General features: G+C 74.3%; 17 protein-coding genes. 9 read left to right on the top strand and 8 right to left on the bottom strand.

From position 1 onward, the window contains the following. Positions 1–68: 68 nt before the first annotated feature. Together F9B16_RS03485 and F9B16_RS03480 are read right to left on the bottom strand one after the other, a co-directional pair. Positions 69–290: a hypothetical protein gene (locus F9B16_RS03485; RefSeq protein WP_151538345.1), complete on the bottom strand. Its 222-nt coding sequence runs from the start codon at positions 288–290 to the stop codon at positions 69–71. Between the two features lie 137 nt (positions 291–427). Beyond that, positions 428–1492 carry a glycoside hydrolase family 18 protein gene (locus F9B16_RS03480; protein ID WP_225991318.1) on the bottom strand — a complete coding sequence of 355 codons (1065 nt, stop codon included), beginning with the start codon at positions 1490–1492 and terminating at the stop codon, positions 428–430. A gap of 264 nt (positions 1493–1756) precedes the next feature. Between F9B16_RS03480 and F9B16_RS03475 the strand changes: the two genes are divergently transcribed. Further along, positions 1757–1990: a hypothetical protein gene (locus tag F9B16_RS03475; RefSeq protein ID WP_151538344.1), complete on the top strand. Its 234-nt coding sequence runs from the start codon at positions 1757–1759 to the stop codon at positions 1988–1990. Between the two features lie 100 nt (positions 1991–2090). On the opposite strand, the gene F9B16_RS03470 is transcribed toward F9B16_RS03475, so the two are convergent. Further along, a complete protein-coding gene (locus F9B16_RS03470; RefSeq protein ID WP_151538343.1) occupies positions 2091–3116 on the bottom strand; it encodes a hypothetical protein in 1026 nt (341 codons plus the stop codon). Next, positions 3091–4143 (bottom strand): DMT family transporter, encoded by a 1053-nt coding sequence (locus F9B16_RS03465; RefSeq protein ID WP_151538342.1) that lies wholly within the window; start codon positions 4141–4143, stop codon positions 3091–3093. Before F9B16_RS03465 ends, F9B16_RS03470 begins: the two co-directional genes overlap by 26 nt. Here F9B16_RS03465 and F9B16_RS03460 point away from each other — a divergent pair. Continuing rightward, complete coding sequence (locus F9B16_RS03460; RefSeq protein ID WP_151538341.1) at positions 4142–5530, top strand: aminotransferase-like domain-containing protein; 1389 nt, start codon at positions 4142–4144, stop codon at positions 5528–5530. The genes F9B16_RS03465 and F9B16_RS03460 overlap by 2 nt on opposite strands. Before the next feature lie 33 nt (positions 5531–5563). Here the strand turns inward: F9B16_RS03460 and F9B16_RS03455 are convergent, their stop codons facing one another. After that, positions 5564–5917 (bottom strand): VOC family protein, encoded by a 354-nt coding sequence (locus F9B16_RS03455; protein WP_151538340.1) that lies wholly within the window; start codon positions 5915–5917, stop codon positions 5564–5566. Beyond that, a complete protein-coding gene (locus F9B16_RS03450) occupies positions 5914–6192 on the bottom strand; it encodes a hypothetical protein (RefSeq protein WP_151538339.1) in 279 nt (92 codons plus the stop codon). The genes F9B16_RS03455 and F9B16_RS03450 overlap by 4 nt, the downstream gene beginning before the upstream one ends. Positions 6193–6292: 100 nt before the next feature. Here F9B16_RS03450 and F9B16_RS03445 point away from each other — a divergent pair, with 100 nt between their 5' ends. The 4 genes from F9B16_RS03445 (at position 6293) to F9B16_RS03430 (ending at position 10127) form a co-directional block, all read left to right on the top strand. Then, a complete protein-coding gene (locus F9B16_RS03445) occupies positions 6293–6838 on the top strand; it encodes a CGNR zinc finger domain-containing protein (protein WP_151538338.1) in 546 nt (181 codons plus the stop codon). Between the two features lie 49 nt (positions 6839–6887). Then, positions 6888–7442 carry a GNAT family N-acetyltransferase gene (locus tag F9B16_RS03440; protein ID WP_151538337.1) on the top strand — a complete coding sequence of 185 codons (555 nt, stop codon included), beginning with the start codon at positions 6888–6890 and terminating at the stop codon, positions 7440–7442. Between the two features lie 110 nt (positions 7443–7552). Continuing rightward, positions 7553–9217 (top strand): MFS transporter, encoded by a 1665-nt coding sequence (locus tag F9B16_RS03435; RefSeq protein WP_225991317.1) that lies wholly within the window; start codon positions 7553–7555, stop codon positions 9215–9217. A gap of 43 nt (positions 9218–9260) precedes the next feature. Beyond that, entirely contained in the window at positions 9261–10127 is an 867-nt protein-coding gene (locus F9B16_RS03430) for a 1,4-dihydroxy-2-naphthoate polyprenyltransferase (RefSeq protein WP_151538336.1), read from the top strand. Positions 10128–10237: 110 nt separating this feature from the next. On the opposite strand, the gene F9B16_RS03425 is transcribed toward F9B16_RS03430, so the two are convergent. After that, the gene (locus F9B16_RS03425; protein ID WP_151538335.1) at positions 10238–10918 is read right to left on the bottom strand and encodes a uracil-DNA glycosylase; all 681 of its coding nucleotides are present in this window, start codon (positions 10916–10918) and stop codon (positions 10238–10240) included. A gap of 115 nt (positions 10919–11033) precedes the next feature. Here F9B16_RS03425 and modA point away from each other — a divergent pair, with 115 nt between their 5' ends. Both modA and ftsH read left to right on the top strand, forming a co-directional pair. Further along, positions 11034–11831 (top strand): molybdate ABC transporter substrate-binding protein, encoded by a 798-nt coding sequence (modA, locus tag F9B16_RS03420; RefSeq protein WP_151538334.1) that lies wholly within the window; start codon positions 11034–11036, stop codon positions 11829–11831. Positions 11832–11990: 159 nt separating this feature from the next. After that, on the top strand, positions 11991–14042 hold the full coding sequence (ftsH, locus tag F9B16_RS03415; RefSeq protein ID WP_225991316.1) for an ATP-dependent zinc metalloprotease FtsH: 2052 nt from the start codon (positions 11991–11993) through the stop codon (positions 14040–14042). Here ftsH and F9B16_RS03410 read toward each other — a convergent pair. Further along, positions 14039–14890, bottom strand: a complete 852-nt coding sequence (locus F9B16_RS03410) for an SCO6745 family protein (RefSeq protein WP_151538332.1) — start codon at positions 14888–14890, stop codon at positions 14039–14041. The two genes, ftsH and F9B16_RS03410, sit on opposite strands and share 4 nt — an antisense overlap. A 101-nt stretch (positions 14891–14991) precedes the next feature. Here F9B16_RS03410 and F9B16_RS03405 point away from each other — a divergent pair. After that, positions 14992–15509 (top strand): sigma-70 family RNA polymerase sigma factor (locus F9B16_RS03405; RefSeq protein WP_151538331.1); only part of this gene is annotated, 518 nt, incomplete at its 3' end.

The raw sequence follows: 15509 nt of genomic DNA, 5'->3' as shown, positions 1-15509 counted from the left end.
GCTCGGGGGTACGCGTGGCGGCGGCTCCCACACCCGACATCGTGGCACGCAAATGCCTCGTTACGGGGTCAGTCCGGCCACTTCCCGGACTCGGTTGGATAACGTGACCCTCCGGTCAGTTCGCGCAGCCGGCCGCGCAGTTCCTCGACGTCCGGCGTGCGCACGAGATCATTGCCCCGGACGGCCCACCAGTGGCCGGACCCGCCGCGCCCGATCCGCCAGCCGGTGAACTCGGCTGACAGCTCGCCGAGCCTGTCGGCGTCATGCCACGCGGTCTGCTGAATGCGCATCGGCCTCGTCCCCACTTCCCTCGCCATCCGCCGGTACCACCCGGTCTCCGCACCCGTCCCTACCCCGGGCGTGCCGCGCTATACACCCCTTTCCACCTGGGCATACGAAGAAATCGGTACGTAGTCGGCCGGGTTTCTCAGCGGCCAACTTTTTCTGTCGCCGGGGGCAGCCATGTCGCGCGATATCGGGCCCATTCGGCCGGTGTGGTGGTCCAGTCCGCGTACACGCCGACGCCGTACGGACGCTTCGGCGGCCGTTTGAGCTCGCCTATTCCGCGCCTTACACCACGGAGCGCGACGGTGAGATTCTCAGCCCAGTCCATCGTGGGCCGGTATGTGGGAACGCCCATGAAAACCGTGACCTGATCGCCGATGAGTTCCAGGGTGCGGCGGGTGTGCCGGGCGAAGTGCCAGCCGGCGAGCGACTGCGTCGGCAGCGACACGTCGTAGGCCATGACCGCCACCTGGTCGACGCGCGCGGCGACCTTCCGCAGGAACGCGTCGGTGGGACGCGGCGGATAGTGCCACGGCCCGGTGCGCGGGAGCAGCGCCTTGTAGACGGGCTGCGCCGCGTCCACCAGCGTCGGCTGCTCCAGCGCCACCGACAGCACGCGGCCACGGGAGCGGGTCAGCGCGCGGGTCGCGTCCAGCAGGGTCAGGAACGCGCCGTCGTCGGGGTAGATCGGCTCGAAGTCGTAGTGGACGCCGTCGAACCCGAGGTCGAGCAGGGCCGCGTCGGTCCGCAGCACCCGGTCCCGGACGGCGGGGTCGTCCAGGTCGATGCCCCCCTTCCCCTCGACCTTGCGGATCTGGCCGAGGTACGCCTGGACCCGCACGCCCGGCGCGTACCGGTGAACCGCCTTGGCAAGGGCCCCCGCGTACCGGTACTTCGCCGCGGGGACCGTCCCGTCCGCCTCGAACGGCCCGGCGTGGAAGAACACGTCGGTGATGCGGTTCTCCTGGAGGAGCGCCGCGAGGCCGCGGTATTCGGCGTCGGTGTGCGGCTCTCCCACCCACTGGTGCCTGGCCCACAGCGCGTTCGCCTCGGTGCCGCGCGCCTCCGGCTCGGGCTGCCACCACGTCCAGGCGCCGGCGAGGGTGATCGCGACGAGCCCGAGCGCGTACGCCGCCGTCCAGCCCGCCCATCGCGCGCCGCGCCGGATCCCGCGCCGGATCCCCACAGAACGCCTCATCCCCGTCATCCAGCAATGATCGCGTATCGGCCCGGCACATCGGGCGCGCCACGGTCCCCCCGCTTCCGCGTGCGGCATGCCGGAGGCCACGCGCCGGCCATGAGTCGATCATGATTGCGCCGGGACCGCGCGTCGCGCGCGGCAAGCGTTGACACCGGGGGAACCCTTGGGTGACGAGGCGGCTCAGCGGTGCCGGGCCCCTGGTCTTCACGGGGTCTCGCATGGGGGCCGCCCCGATCCTGTTCCGAATTCCGGGATGGAGGTCGAACGGACATGCGAGCACGACCGGACCAGGCCGAACCGACACCCCTGCTTCCAGCGAAGCCGGCCCGCGGGGCGCGGGGGGCCGTACCCCCGCGGGAAGCGCTGGTCAGCACCCGGGCGCTGCTGATCGTCCTCGTGGCGATCGGCGCCGGCGCCCTGACCGCGATGGCCCCGCAGGCCGCGATCCCGATCGGGGTCGGCGTCGGCGTGGTCACCCTGCTGGCCCAGATCGTCAAGGATTGAGGGCGCCGGGTTGCGGCGATCCGCCGTTATGGACCGCTCCAAAGCGACGTCTCGCCGCAACTCGACGAAGAACCGGAAGACGAAGAGCCGGAAGACGGGGTCAGAAGACCGGGATGATGTCCTCCGCCTCGATGCCGGTGACGTCGACGCCGGAGATGTCCAGCTCGGGGATCGCGGGGAACTCGATCCCCCAGCGCTCCACGATCGCGCGGACGCGGGCGATCGCGACCCGCCAGTTCTCCGCCTGCTCGTCGAACGACAGCACGCCGAGCCCCGCGTCGCGGGCGTGGTCCATCAGCACGCGGTGGTTGTGCAGGAAGTACGGCGGCAGATCCCAGAAGCCCTCGGGCGGCTCCCAGAGGATCATCGACAGGAACACGAAGCCGGCCCGCAGCTGCTTGGTGATCTGGCCCTTGACGTCCTCGGTGAGGCCGGGCCACTCGTTCTCCAGGATCGTCATGCAGATCTGCAGGTGCCGCGACTCGTCCCGGCCGATCCGCTTGAACATCTCGCCGAACAGCGGGTGCCGGGTCCCGGACGCCATGCCGCGGAACAGCGTCGACGCGGCCATCTCCCCCATCATGAAGCTGGTGAACAGCACGGCGAGCGAGTACTTGCGGACGGCGGTGTTGTAGCCCTGCCAGTAGCGGCCGCCGTTGTGGTAGAGCCAGCCGATGTTGTTGTGCGCGGCCTTCTCCAGGTCCGTGCCCGGGGTCCAGTCCAGCGGGCCGCCGGGCCAGATCCGCGCGATCGACCGCTGGCAGCACTCCTCGTGGTTCATCTCGTCGCGGGTGATCGAGAAGAAGCACTTGCGGACCGGGTCCTCCTCGTGCTGCTCGAACGCGTGGATGGTCGCGCGGGCGAACACCGCGGGCCCGGAGGCGTCGAAATTCGCCAGCACCGCGAACCAGTACATGAGCCCGAGGCGCTGCTCCGGGGTGAAGCCGTCCGGGCGCAACTCGTCCCACGGCAGGTCGGCCGGGTTCCACACCGTGCGCTTCGACTTCTCGTAGATGGCGGCGAGCTTGTCGGTCTCGACCCGCCATTCCATCGGGTAGATGTTCGGCTGCGGGATGTCCGGGGCGGGCCAGAACCCGCCCTCAGGAACGGTCGGCTTGTCGGCCATGGAAGGCTCCTCGATGGTCACCGTATTGTGACGCCCTACCGTCCATTGTGCTCATCCCCGTCACGTCCGCGCGCGGCCCGGTCCCCGCGGGGACGGCGGCGGGGGCGGCGGGGGCGCGGCGGACCCGCGTCCGCTGCGTCAGGGCCACGCAAACGAGGACGCCCGCGGCCCCCAGCACGGTCACCGCGTCGATCGGCTCGCCCAGCAGCAGCCACGACCAGGCGAGCGTCATCACCGGCTGGGCGAGCTGCACCTGGCTCGCGCGGGCGATCCCGGCCCGCGCCAGGCCCTCGTACCAGGCGAAGAAGCCGAGGTAGGCGGACAGGACGGTCACGTAACCGAAGCCGAGCACGGCATGGCCCGTCCAGTGCGGGTGCGTCGTGGCGAGCAGCCAGCCGGTCACCGGGACGGTGATCGGCGCGGCCAGCAGGAGCGCCCAGGAGATCACCCGCCAGCCGGGCATGTCGCGGGCGAGCCGGCCGCCCTCGGCGTAGCCCGCGGCGGCCGCCAGCAGCGCGCCGAACAGCAGCAGGTCGGCGGCGCTGAACCGGCCGGCGCCCCGGACCAGCGCGAAGCCGGTGACGCAGGCGGCCCCGGCGGCGCTCGCCAGCCAGAAGGCGCGGGACGGGCGCTCGCCCGCGCGCAGCACGCCGAGGACGGCGGTCGCCGCCGGCAGCAGCCCGACCACGACGGCCGAGTGGGCGGATGACGCGCCCTGGTCGAGCGCGAGCGTGGACAGCACCGGGAAGCCGAAGACCACCCCGGCGGCCGCGACGGCGAGCGCGCCCCACTCCCGGCCGCGCGGCCGGCGGGCCCGGACCGATAGCAGTGCGGCCGCGGCGAGCACGGCCGCGGCGGCCGACCGGCCGACGCCGATCAGGTAGGGGTCGAGCCCTTCGAGCCCGTACTCGGTGCCGGGGAGGGTGAAAGAGAAGATCAGCACGCCCAGCGCGGCGAACCAGATGCCGATCCCCGGTCGCCTGCCCGCTACCGGTCCGGTGACAGTAGCGCTATCTTTGTTCCTCATGAAAAACGATAGCAGTGTGGCGGCGCTCGCCGACGCGCTGCGCACCGAGGTCGGCCGGCTGAGCCCGGGCGAGCGGCTGCCGTCGAGCCGGGCGCTGGTCGAGCGGCACCGCGTCAGCCCCGTCACGGTGTCGCGGGCGATCGGGCTGCTCGCCGCCGAGGGGCTGGTCGTCACGCGGCCGGGCGCGGGCGCGTTCGCCGCGCGCCGGCCGTCCCCCGCGTCCGAGCCCGCCGACTTCGGCTGGCAGGCGGTGACGCTCGCCGGCCGCGCGGTGGACGCGGCGGGCGTGTCCTGGCTGCTCACCCCGCCGCCGGACGGCACCGTCCCGCTGAGCGGCGGCTACCCGCACCCGAGCCTGCAGCCGGTCCGCGCCCTGGCGGACGCGGCGGCGCGAGCGGCCCGGCGGCCGAACGCCTGGGACATGCCCCGGATCGGCGGGATCCCCGAGCTGCGCGCCTGGTTCGCCCGCGGCGTCGGCGGCGGCGTGTCCCCCGCCGACGTGACCATCGCCAACGGCGGGCAGCAGTCGCTGACGACCGTGCTGCGGGCGCTGCTCCCGCCCGGCGCCCCGATCCTGGTCGAGTCGCCGACTTACCTCGGCGTGCTCGCCGTCGCGCGGGCGAGCGGGCTGCGGCCCGTCCCGGTTCCGGTGGACGAGGACGGCGTCCGCCCCGACCTGCTGGCGGAGGCGTTCGCGATGAGCGGCGCGCGGGCGTTCTACTGCCAGCCCGCGTTCCACAACCCGACCGGGGCGGTGCTGAGCGCCGAGCGGCGCGGGCGGGTCCTCGACGTCGCGCGCGCCGCCGGCGCCTTCGTCGTCGAGGACGACTACGCGCGGCACCTCGGCATCGACCCGCCCCCGCCGCCGCTGATCGCGCAGGACGCCGACGGCCGGGTCGTGCACATCGCCTCGCTCACCAAGGCGACCGCGCCGAGCCTGCGGATCGCCGCGGTGATCGCGCGCGGCCCGGTCGCCGAGCGGATCCGGGCGACGCAGCTCGTCGAGGAGTTCTTCCCGGCCCGTCCGCTGCAGGAGACGCTGCTCGAGCTCGTCAGCTCGCCCGGCTGGCCGCGGCACCTGCGGGCGCTCCGGACGGCGCTGCCGGCGCGCCGCGACGCGCTGCGCGCCGCGCTCGCCCGGGACCTGCCGGAGCTCCGGACGAACCGTCCCGCGGGCGGCCTGCACCTGTGGGCCCGGCTGCCGGACGGCCTCGACGACGTCGCGGTCGCCGAGGCCGCCCTGCGCGCGGGCGTGCTGGTCAGCGCCGGGCGGCCGTTCTTCCCCGCCGAGGCCCCGGCGCCGTTCCTGCGGCTGAGCTACGGCAGCGCGGCGTCGGAGGCGGAGCTGGCGGAGGGCGTCCGGCGCCTCGCGACCGTGCTGCGCTGACGTCGCGGGCCAGGACGGCGCCGCGCACGGTGCTCAGGGCGCGGTGCAGAAGCAGAACTCGTTGCCCTCCGGGTCGCGCCACACCCGGAACGGGGCGCGCGGGTCGCCCATCGGCTCGCCGGCCGGGGTCGCGCCGAGGCGCGCGGCGCGCTCGCCTGCGGCGTGGATGTCGGGGACGTCCAGGTCGAAGTGGATCCGGTTCTTGATCGTCTTGCGCTCCGGGACCCGCTGGAACGACAGGACCGGGCCGCCCTCGCCGGCGGGCTCCAGGTCGAGCCAGCCGTCCTCGGCGGCGGCCGTCCCCACGCCGAGGAGCCCGCCCCAGAACGCGGCCAGGGCCTTCGGGTCGGCACAGTCGACCACGACACCGATCTTCAGCTGCGTCATCGGGTTCCTCCCAGGGGACGGGCGATGCGGGCCGAGCGCGCGGCGGCGCGCCGGCAGTGGACAGGCTCGGGACGGCGAAGCGGGCGCACCGGACGCAGGGCGCGGAGCCGGGCGCGCCCGCGCGCCGCGCGCTCCCTCGCCCGGACGCCGGCGGCGAGCCGCGCCTCGACGAGGTCGGAGTGCAGCCGCGCGTACTCCCGCTCGGCCCAGGCGTGCCGGGTCGCGAGACCCGCCAGGTACGGCAGCGCGTTCATCGCGCCTCCCTTCGTTGACACCAGTGAAACCGTAACGATGGTGTCGGAATCATGCAACCACTAAAACCCGTTCACTGGTGTCGACGGTTGGTACGCTGCTCACGGACGGGTGGAGGGACCGATGGCCGACGCGCAGAACGACGACCCCGCGCTGCTGCTGCAGGACTTCGTCAACACGCTGAACATCGACGCCGGCACCGACGGCCTCCCCACGCCGGAGGCGCTGGCCGGATGGCTCGCCGGGCACGGGCTCGTCCCGTCCGGGACGCCCGCCGGCCCCGCCGACCTGAGCACCGCGATCACCCTGCGCGAGGGGCTGCGCGAGGCCATGGCCGCCCACCACGGCCCGCAGGACGCCGACCTCCCTGGCGAGCTGGACGACGCGCTGTCGGCGCTGCCGCTGCGGGTCGTCCTCGCCGGGCCGCGGCCCGCGCTCGTCCCGCTCGACCCGCCCGCGACCGCCGCCGCCGGGCTCGCCCGCATCGCCGCCGCGATCATGGACGCGGCCGCCGCCGGGACCTGGCCGCGCCTCAAGGCCTGCCAGGAAGGCACCTGCCGCTGGGCGTTCCTCGACACGTCCAAGAACCGGTCGCGGTCCTGGTGCTCGATGCGCACCTGCGGCAACCGCACCAAGACCCGCGCCTACCGGGCCCGCAACCGCGCCTGAGCCGGCCCCGGGCCCTAGGCTGTGCGGTGATCGTCAGGAGGGGACGCCCATGACCGCCAGCGGGCCCGATGCGGGAGTGCGCGGCGCGCGGCGCGCGGACGCGGCCGCGGTCGCCGACATCCAGGTGCGCGCCTGGCGGCACGGCTACCGCGACCTGCTCCCCGCCGCCGTCCTGGACCGGGTGACCGGCCCCGACGCGCTGGAGGCGTGGCGGGAGCGCTGGGCGGACGCGGCGGCGAACCCGCCGAGCCCCCGGCACCGGCTGCTCGTCGCGGTCGCGTCCGACCTGGTCGTGGGGTTCGCCGCGCACGCCCCCGCCGAGGACCCCGACCTGGACGCGGCGACCACCGCGGAGCTGATCACGCTGCTGGTCGACCCGCTGCACGCCCGCGCCGGGCACGGCAGCCGGCTGCTCGCCGCCACCGCCGACCTGCTCCGCGACGACGGCTTCACCACCCTGATCACCTGGACGTTCGAGAAGGACGAGGTCACCCGGGCGTTCCTCGGCGGCGCCGGCTGGGCGCCCGACGGGACGGCCCGCACCCTCGACATGGGCGAGCCCGTCCGGCAGGTCAGGCTGCACACCGACATCACCGCCGGGTAGCGGCACCGTCCAAGGCACGGACCGTTCGACGGCGGGGCGCCGTTCGATGGCGGCGCTGTTCGGGAGGGGTCGGTGAGGGGCACGGGCCGTCCGGCCATATCGTGGAGGCCGTGCCCGAGTCCACCTCCCTGACGCCGCATGCCCCGGCGACGCCGCCGCGCGCCGACCACCGCCGCTGGCTCGGCATGGTCGTCATCAGCCTGGGCGTGTCCCTGGTCGTGGTGGACGCCACCATCGTCGGCGTGCTGCTGCCGCGGATCGTGTCCGACCTGGACCTGACGACCACCGGCGCGGAGTGGATCACCTCGGTGTACGCGCTGGTCTTCGCGGCGCTGCTGATCCCGTTCGGCCGGGCCGGCGACCTGTTCGGGCGGCGCCGGATGTTCGTGCTCGGCGTGACGGTGTTCGCGCTCGCCAGCCTGGCCGCCGCGGCGGCGGGCGGCGGAGGCGCACTCGTCGCGGCGCGGGCGCTGCAGGGCGTCGGCGCGTCGATGATCCTGCCCGCGACGCTGTCCACGGTGAACGCGGTGTTCACCGGGCGGGACCGTGCCATCGCGTTCGGGATCTGGGGCTCGATGATCAGCGGGATGGCCGCGCTCGGGCCGCTGATCGGCGGCGCCGTCGCGACCGGCGGCGGCTGGCGCTGGGCGTTCGGGATCAACCTGCCGCTCGGCGCGGCGCTCATCGCCGGCGCGTTCCGGCTGATGCCGGAGACCCGCGCGGCGGGCGCCGCCGCGCACGGGGCGCTGCGCGAGATCGACTGGCCGGGCGCGGGGCTGTCCGCGCTCGGGCTCGCCGCCCTGGTGTGCGGGCTCATCGAGGGCCAGACGTACGGCTGGTGGGCGGCCACCCGGCGGTTCTCGGTGGCGGGGTTCGACTGGCCGGGCACCGCGCTGTCGCCCGTCCCGGTGGTGATCGCGCTCGGCGCCGTGCTGATCGCGGCGCTGATCGTGGTCGAGCGGTCGCGGGCGGCGGCGGGCCGCCCGGTGATGCTGGACCTCGAGCTGTTCCGGATCCCGAACTTCCGGCACGGCAACCTCGCCTCGTCCCTGATCAACGTCGGCGAGCTCGGGCTGCTGTTCATCCTGCCGCTGTTCCTCCTCGGCGTGCACGGCACGAACCCGCTGCAGATCAGCGTCGCGATCCTGCCGCTGGCCGCCGGGGCGTTCCTCACCGGCGGGTACGCGGGCAGGCTCGCCAACAAGCGCGGCGCGCACCGCGTCGTGCAGATCGGCATGGTGCTGGAGGTCGCGGCCGTCCTCGCCCTCGGCGTCACCGTGTCGGCGACCACCGGCGGGTTCGGGCTCGCGCCCTGGATGCTGCTGTACGGCCTCGGCCTCGGCCTGACGTCGGCGCAGCTGACGAACGTCTCGCTCGCGGACGTCCCGCCCGGGCAGGCCGGCCAGGCGTCCGGCACGCAGTCCACCGCGCGGCAGGTCGGCGCGGCCCTCGGCATCGCGCTGATCGGGACGGTGTTCGCCACGAGCCTCGGGCACGCGATGAGCGACCGGCTCGCCGGGACGTCGCTGAGCCCGGCGGAGCAGGCGTCGGTGACCCGGCACCTGCGCGAGAGCGCCGGGACCTACGGACGTGATCTTCACGACAGTCCGGGCCGGACGGTCGAGGCGCACGCCGCGGACGCGAGCCTCGCCGTCGCGACCAGGCACGCCGCGCTGACGACCGCCGCGATCCTCGCCGCCGGGCTGGCCCTGTCGCTGCGGCTGCGCCCGAGCACTGATCGACATCGGGAAGAATCGAAGCGCCAGGGCGGCTGACACCCCCTGCACCCCTGTCGTCCCACGAGATCGAGCGGTAACTGTGGCCACGCTGAACCAATGGGTCGCCGGATCCCGGCCCCGCACCCTGCCCGCGTCCCTCGTTCCCGTCGTCGTCGGCACCGGCGTCGCCATCGGCGCGGACCACGCCATCTGGTGGCGGGCGCTGCTGGCGGCGTTCGTCGCGCTCGTCCTGCAGATCGGCGTGAACTACTCCAACGACTACAGCGACGGCGTCCGCGGCACCGACGAGGACCGCGTCGGGCCGCTGCGCCTCGTCGGGTCGAAGGTCGCGCCGCCCAAGCAGGTCCTCGCCGCCGCGCTCGGCTGCTTCCTGGCCGCCGCCGTGGCCGGGCTCGTGCTCGCCGCCGTCACGACCTGGTGGCTGCTGCTGGTCGGCGCGGTCGCGATCCTCGCCGCGTGGTTCTACACCGGCGGCAAGACCCCGTACGGGTACCGGGCCCTCGGCGAGGTGTCGGTCTTCGTGTTCTTCGGCCTCGTCGCCGTCGTCGGCACCGTGTACGTGCAGGCCGAGGAGCTGCCGTGGGAGGGCTGGCTGGCGGCGGTCCCGGTCGGCCTGCTCGCCTGCGCGCTGCTGGTCGCCAACAACCTGCGCGACATCCCCACCGACCGCGAGTCCGGCAAGCGGACCCTCGCGGTCGTGCTCGGCGACCGCCGGACCCGGATCCTGTACGCCGCGTGCGCGGCGCTGCCGTTCATGTTCGTGCTGGTGCTGGCCGCGCCGCACCCGTGGGCGCTGATCGCGCTGCTCGCGGCGCCGCTGTCGATCCCGCCGACGCAGAAGGTGCTCGGCGGCGCGTCCGGTCCCGCGCTGATCCCGGTGCTGGGCGAGACCGGCCGCCTCCAGATCGCCTACGGCGTGCTGCTCGCCGTCGGCCTGGCGCTCTGAACCGCCCCGTCGCGGCCCGGATCGGCGGCAGCGGCCACGCCGGAACCCGCCGTCCCCGCGAAAGGCGGACGCGCGGACGGCGGGCTCAGGACGCGGTCAGGGGGCGCCGGTCAGGCGAGGCGCCAGTCGATCTCGGGCTGGCCGGCGTCGACCAGCGCCTTGTTCACGGCGCTGAACGGGCGCGTCCCGAAGAACTTCTTCGCGCTCAGCGGGCTCGGGTGCGCGGACTCGATCACGGTGTGCTGCGGGCCGGTGACGAGCCGCGCCTTCTTGCGCGCGTACGCGCCCCACAGCACGAACACCACGCGGTCGGTCTTGTCGTTCAGCGCGCGGATCGCGGCGTCGGTGAAGTCCTCCCAGCCCTTGCCCGCGTGCGACCCGGCGTCCCCGCCGCGCACGGTCAGCACCGCGTTCAGCAGCAGGACGCCCTGGTCGGCCCACGGGGTGAGGTCGCCGGACACGGCGGGCGGGATCTCCAGGTCGGACGCCATCTCCTTGTAGATGTTGCGCAGCGACGGGGGCAGCCGGACGCCGTCGCGGACGCTGAAGCTGAGCCCGTGCGCCTGGCCCGGGCCGTGGTAGGGGTCCTGTCCGAGGATCAGCACGCGGGCCCGGTCGAACGGGCAGTGCCGGAACGCGTTGAACAGGTCCTCGCGCGGCGGGTACACGGTCTGCCCGTCGTACTCCCCCGCCACGAAGGCGCCCAGCGCGGCGGTGGCGACCGGGTCGAGCAGCGGGTCGAGCCGCTGCCGCCAGTCGGCGGGGAGCAGTTCCATCAGGTCGAGGGACATCGTCCGTGCCTCCGGGGAAGGTGATCTCCAGTTGAGGGAACAGTAGCGCCGGGCACCGACACGCTGGGGGCCGAATGCGAGGGACGGACCGGGCCCCTCCCTAGGATTCTGCGATATGCCCGACTCCCCCCGAGCGCGCCTCACCGGCGCCGTCGGGCGTGCCCGCGCGTCCGCCCTGCTCGTCCCGGTCCTGCTGCTCGGCCTCGCCGCCGGGTGCGGCGGGTCGTCCGGGCCGGTGACGCTGACGGTGCTGGCGTCCTCCTCGCTCACGGAGGTGCTCGGCGAGATGGGCGCGGCCTACCGCCAGTCGCACCCGGACGTCCGGGTGCGGGCGGAGTTCGGCGGCTCGACGGAGATGGCCGAGCGGCTCTCCGAACGCGACCCCGGCGACGTGCTGGCGACCGCGGACACCGCCGGCCTGGACCCGGCCGGCCGGTACCTGGACGGCCCCCGCCGCGCCATCGCCGCGACCGCGCTCACGATCGCCGTCGGCCCCGGCAACCCCAAGCGCGTCCGCGGCCTGGACGACCTGGAGCGGCGCGGGCTGCGGGTCGTCGCCGGCGCCGCGTCGGTGCCGATCGGCCGCTACACCCGCCAGGCGTTCGCGAAGGCGGGGGTGAGCGTCCGGACGAGCGCCGAGGAGATCAGCTCCCGGGCCGTGCTGGACCAGATCCGGATCGGCGACGCCGACGCGGGCGTGGTCTACGTCACCGACCTGCGGTCCGCCGGGGTCGCGGTCAGCAGCGTGCCGATCCCGGCCGACGAGAACGTCACCGCGACCTTCTCCGCGGCGGCCGTCAAGGACGGCCCCCACCTCCGCGACGCCGAGGAGTTCGTGTCCTGGCTGCTCACGCCCGAGGCGCAGCGGCTCTTCAACAAGTACGGGTTCACCACCCCCACCGGGCCGCAGTGACCCGCGCCACACCCGGACTGTGCGTTCGCCCACCGCTGATACGGCACGGGAACGTCTCGTAGGGGAATCCCGTTTACCTCCCCGGAGCCCCGAACCGGGATTCCGTTGAAGCAGATCGCCCGCCCACCCGCGGGCGATGCGTACCGGGAGATGCCAGACGTGCCGTCCAAGCAACCCGCGCCACAGCCGAGCGAGGCGGCGGCGCAGCGTGCAGGTTCCGCGGAGCGCGACCGGCGCGAGTCGGTGCCGCCGCGCAACGACCCCGACCGGCCCTGGCGCGCCGAGGGCGTGCCCGAGCGGCCGAAGAAGGCCGGCGGCGGCTTCGGCGGCTGGCGTCCCCGCCGCAACACGTCCCTGTTCTGGCTGCTGCTGCTCGTGGTGTTCGGGCTGAGCTACGTCTCGATGCACTACACCGGGCAGCAGGACAAGGTGAGCGTCCCGTACACCGCCTTCACCCAGCAGGTGCAGGCCGGGAACGTCAAGGACGTCTACACCAAGGGCTACCAGATCCAGGGCAAGCTGAAGAGCGCGCAGCAGGTGCCCGGGCAGAAGGACCCGAAGAAGACCTACACCGCGTTCGAGACGCTGCGCCCGGCGTTCGCCGACGACAAGATCTACACCGAGATGGTGAACAAGGGCGTCGAGGTCGAGGCGAAGCCCGTCAACGAGGACCGCGGCCTGCTCGCGAACCTGGCGCTGTCCCTGCTGCCGACCCTGCTGTTCGTCGGCCTGTGGATCGGCGTCATGGTGTGGCTGCAGCGCCGGATGACCGGCGGCGGTGGCGGCGGCCTCATGGGCGGCTTCGGCCGCTCGCCGAAGCCCGTCGCGCCCGACGAGAAGCGCGCCACGTTCGCCGACGTCGCCGGCATCGACGAGGTCGAGGCGGAGCTCAGCGAGGTCGTCGACTTCCTCAAGGACCCCGGCAAGTACCGCCGGATGGGCGCCCGCGTCCCGCGCGGCGTGCTGCTCACCGGCGCGCCCGGCACCGGCAAGACGCTGCTGGCCCGCGCCGTCGCCGGCGAGGCGAACGTGCCGTTCTACTCCGCCGCCGCGTCGGAGTTCATCGAGATGGTCGTCGGCGTCGGCGCCGCCCGCGTCCGCGAGCTGTTCACCGAGGCCCGCAAGACCGCCCCGTCGATCATCTTCATCGACGAGATCGACACGATCGGCCGGGCCCGCGGCAGCGGCGCCAGCCTCGGCGGCCACGACGAGCGCGAGCAGACGCTGAACCAGATCCTCACCGAGATGGACGGGTTCTCCGGCTCCGAGGGCGTCGTGGTCATCGCCGCCACGAACCGCCCCGACATCCTCGACCCGGCGCTGATGCGGCCGGGCCGCTTCGACCGGCAGGTCGCGGTGTCGCCGCCCGACCTGGACGGCCGCGTCGCGATCCTGCGCGTGCACACCCGCGAGGTGCCGCTCGGCGGCGACGCCGACATCCTCTCGGTCGCGCGGATGACCCCCGGCATGACGGGCGCCGAGCTGGCCAACCTCGTCAACGAGGCCGCGCTGCTCGCCGTCAAGCGGGAGAAGGGCGCGGTCGACATGGACGACTTCCAGACCGCGCTGGAGAAGGTGCAGCTCGGTACCCGGCGCGCGCTGGTCATGCCGTACGAGGAGCGGCGCCGCACGTCCTACCACGAGTCCGGGCACGGGCTGCTCGGCATGCTGCAGCCGGGCGCCGACCCCGTCCGCAAGATCACGATCGTGCCGCACGGCCGCGCGCTCGGCGTCACCGTGTCCACGCCCGACAGCGACCGCTACGCCTACGACGAGCGGTACCTGCGCGGCCGGATCATCGGCGCGCTCGGCGGGATGGCCGCCGAGGAGCTGGTGTTCGGCGTGATCACCACGGGGTCGGAGAGCGACCTGGAGCAGGTCACCAAGATCGCCCGCGGGATGGTGGGCCGCTGGGGCATGTCGCCGAAGGTCGGCCCGCTGTCGATCCTGCCGTCCGACGGGATGGAGCCGATGGGCCAGTACGCCGCCCAGGGCACCCTGGACGCCGTGGACCTGGAGGCCCGCCGGATCGTCGACGAGTGCTACGCCGAGGCCCTCGAGACCCTGCGCGCGCACCGCGACCAGCTCGACTCGCTCGCCGCCGCGCTGCTGGAGGCCGAGACCCTCGACGAGGAGGCCGCCTACTCCGCCGCAGGCATCACCCGCAGCATCACCGAGGTCGACCTCTCCAAGACCCCCACGCGCGGCTAGGCCGCGCCGACGCGGGGCAGGCCGATCGGGTTGGGGAAGGGCATCTCGCCCGCGTCGGCCACGGCCCGCGCCGCGGGGACGAGGCGGTCGTAGAGGGCCTTCGGGTCGTCCAGGACGCGGTAGGGCGGTGCGGCGAGCGCGTCGGTGCGCTCCTCGATGCGGGCCTTGAGGGCGCGTCCCTCGCCGGTCGCGGTTCCGCCGTCCACGAGGCCGCGGGCCGCGAGGGCGTCCGCCGCCTCGTCCCACTGCTCGCGCGTCCAGCCCCGGGCCGCCAGCATCTGGTCGGGGACGACCGCGCCGACGGCGGCGGCGAGGACGTTCGAGGTCAGGCCGTCGAGGCCCTCGCCCGTCAGGACGGCCACGTGACCGTCGCCGCGGTGCTCGCGCAGCGCCGTGGCGGCCTGCCAGAGCGCCTCGACGGGGTCATCGGGGACGTCCAGGTCGCGGTTGGCGCCGAACAGGGGGCGGCCCGCCGCGTCCGCCTCCTCGACCGCCCGGCGCAGCAGCGGCGCCGCCTCGGCGGCGGCCCGTTCGATGCCCGGGACGATCCTGCGGAGGGCCCGCGCCGCCGCCACGCCCCGCACCGCGAGGATGCTCTCCGGCGAGGCGAAGCGCCACGCGTCCGGGACGGCCCGCCGCACCCGCGACGGATGGAACCCGAAGAACGTCGCCTCCACCACGCCCGCCGGCACCGCGCCGAGCGGGGCGCCGCGGCTGCCGAAGTACCCCATCCAGAAGCCCTTCAGCCCCACGTCCTTGTTCGCCTCCAGGCACTCCGGGGAGAAGTACGTCACCGCGTGCAGCGGCTCCAGGACCGTCCACAGGTCGCGCGCGATCGAGTCGTCCACCCGACGAACGTTAAGGCCACGGTTCCGCGCGCGACAACCCGGTCACATCCGGCGCGGCTGATCCGTCAGTGTTGTGGAACGTGGCCGACGAGGGGGGAACGATGGACGAGCGCGACTTCCTGGCGCACCGGTTCGAGGAGCACCGGACGCATCTGAAGGCCGTCGCCTACCGGATGCTCGGATCGCTGACGGAGGCGGACGACGCCGTCCAAGAGGCGTGGCTGCGGCTGAGCAGGTCCGATGCCGGCGCGGTCGCCAACCTCGGCGGATGGCTCACGACCGTCGTCGGGCGGGTGTGCCTGGACATGCTGCGGTCCCGCACGTCCCGCCGCGAGGACCCCATCGACGAGCGCCTGCCCGACCCGGTGATCGCGCCGGCGTCCGGCACCGACCCCGAGCAGGAGGCGCTGCTCGCCGACTCCGTCGGGCTCGCGCTGCTGGTCGTGCTGGAGTCGCTGTCGCCCGCCGAGCGGCTCGCGTTCGTGCTGCACGACACGTTCGCGGTGCCCTTCGAGGACATCGCGCCGATCGTGGGCCGGTCCCCGGAGGCGGCGCGCCAGCTCGCCAGCCGGGCCCGCCGCCGGGTCCGGGGCGCGGCGCCCGTCCCGGAGCGCGACCG

This window comes from Actinomadura montaniterrae, assembly GCF_008923365.1.
Classification (GTDB): Bacteria; Actinomycetota; Actinomycetes; order Streptosporangiales; family Streptosporangiaceae; genus Spirillospora; species Spirillospora montaniterrae.
The sequence above is the reverse complement of the archived record's forward strand: the minus strand, read 5'-3'. Positions and strand labels throughout refer to the sequence as shown.

What these genes read in the sequence shown, in the direction of transcription:
- F9B16_RS03460 (WP_151538341.1), top strand. Translation starts at nt 4,142, where the DNA reads ATGAAAAACGATAGCAGTGTGGCGGCGCTCGCCGACGCGCTGCGCACC.
- F9B16_RS03425 (WP_151538335.1), bottom strand. Translation starts at nt 10,918, where the DNA reads ATGTCCCTCGACCTGATGGAACTGCTCCCCGCCGACTGGCGGCAGCGG.
- F9B16_RS03440 (WP_151538337.1), top strand. Translation starts at nt 6,888, where the DNA reads ATGACCGCCAGCGGGCCCGATGCGGGAGTGCGCGGCGCGCGGCGCGCG.
- F9B16_RS03480 (WP_225991318.1), bottom strand. Translation starts at nt 1,492, where the DNA reads ATGACGGGGATGAGGCGTTCTGTGGGGATCCGGCGCGGGATCCGGCGC.
- F9B16_RS03455 (WP_151538340.1), bottom strand. Translation starts at nt 5,917, where the DNA reads ATGACGCAGCTGAAGATCGGTGTCGTGGTCGACTGTGCCGACCCGAAG.
- F9B16_RS03470 (WP_151538343.1), bottom strand. Translation starts at nt 3,116, where the DNA reads ATGGCCGACAAGCCGACCGTTCCTGAGGGCGGGTTCTGGCCCGCCCCG.
- F9B16_RS03485 (WP_151538345.1), bottom strand. Translation starts at nt 290, where the DNA reads ATGCGCATTCAGCAGACCGCGTGGCATGACGCCGACAGGCTCGGCGAG.
- modA (WP_151538334.1), top strand. Translation starts at nt 11,034, where the DNA reads ATGCCCGACTCCCCCCGAGCGCGCCTCACCGGCGCCGTCGGGCGTGCC.
- F9B16_RS03475 (WP_151538344.1), top strand. Translation starts at nt 1,757, where the DNA reads ATGCGAGCACGACCGGACCAGGCCGAACCGACACCCCTGCTTCCAGCG.
- F9B16_RS03465 (WP_151538342.1), bottom strand. Translation starts at nt 4,143, where the DNA reads ATGAGGAACAAAGATAGCGCTACTGTCACCGGACCGGTAGCGGGCAGG.
- F9B16_RS03445 (WP_151538338.1), top strand. Translation starts at nt 6,293, where the DNA reads ATGGCCGACGCGCAGAACGACGACCCCGCGCTGCTGCTGCAGGACTTC.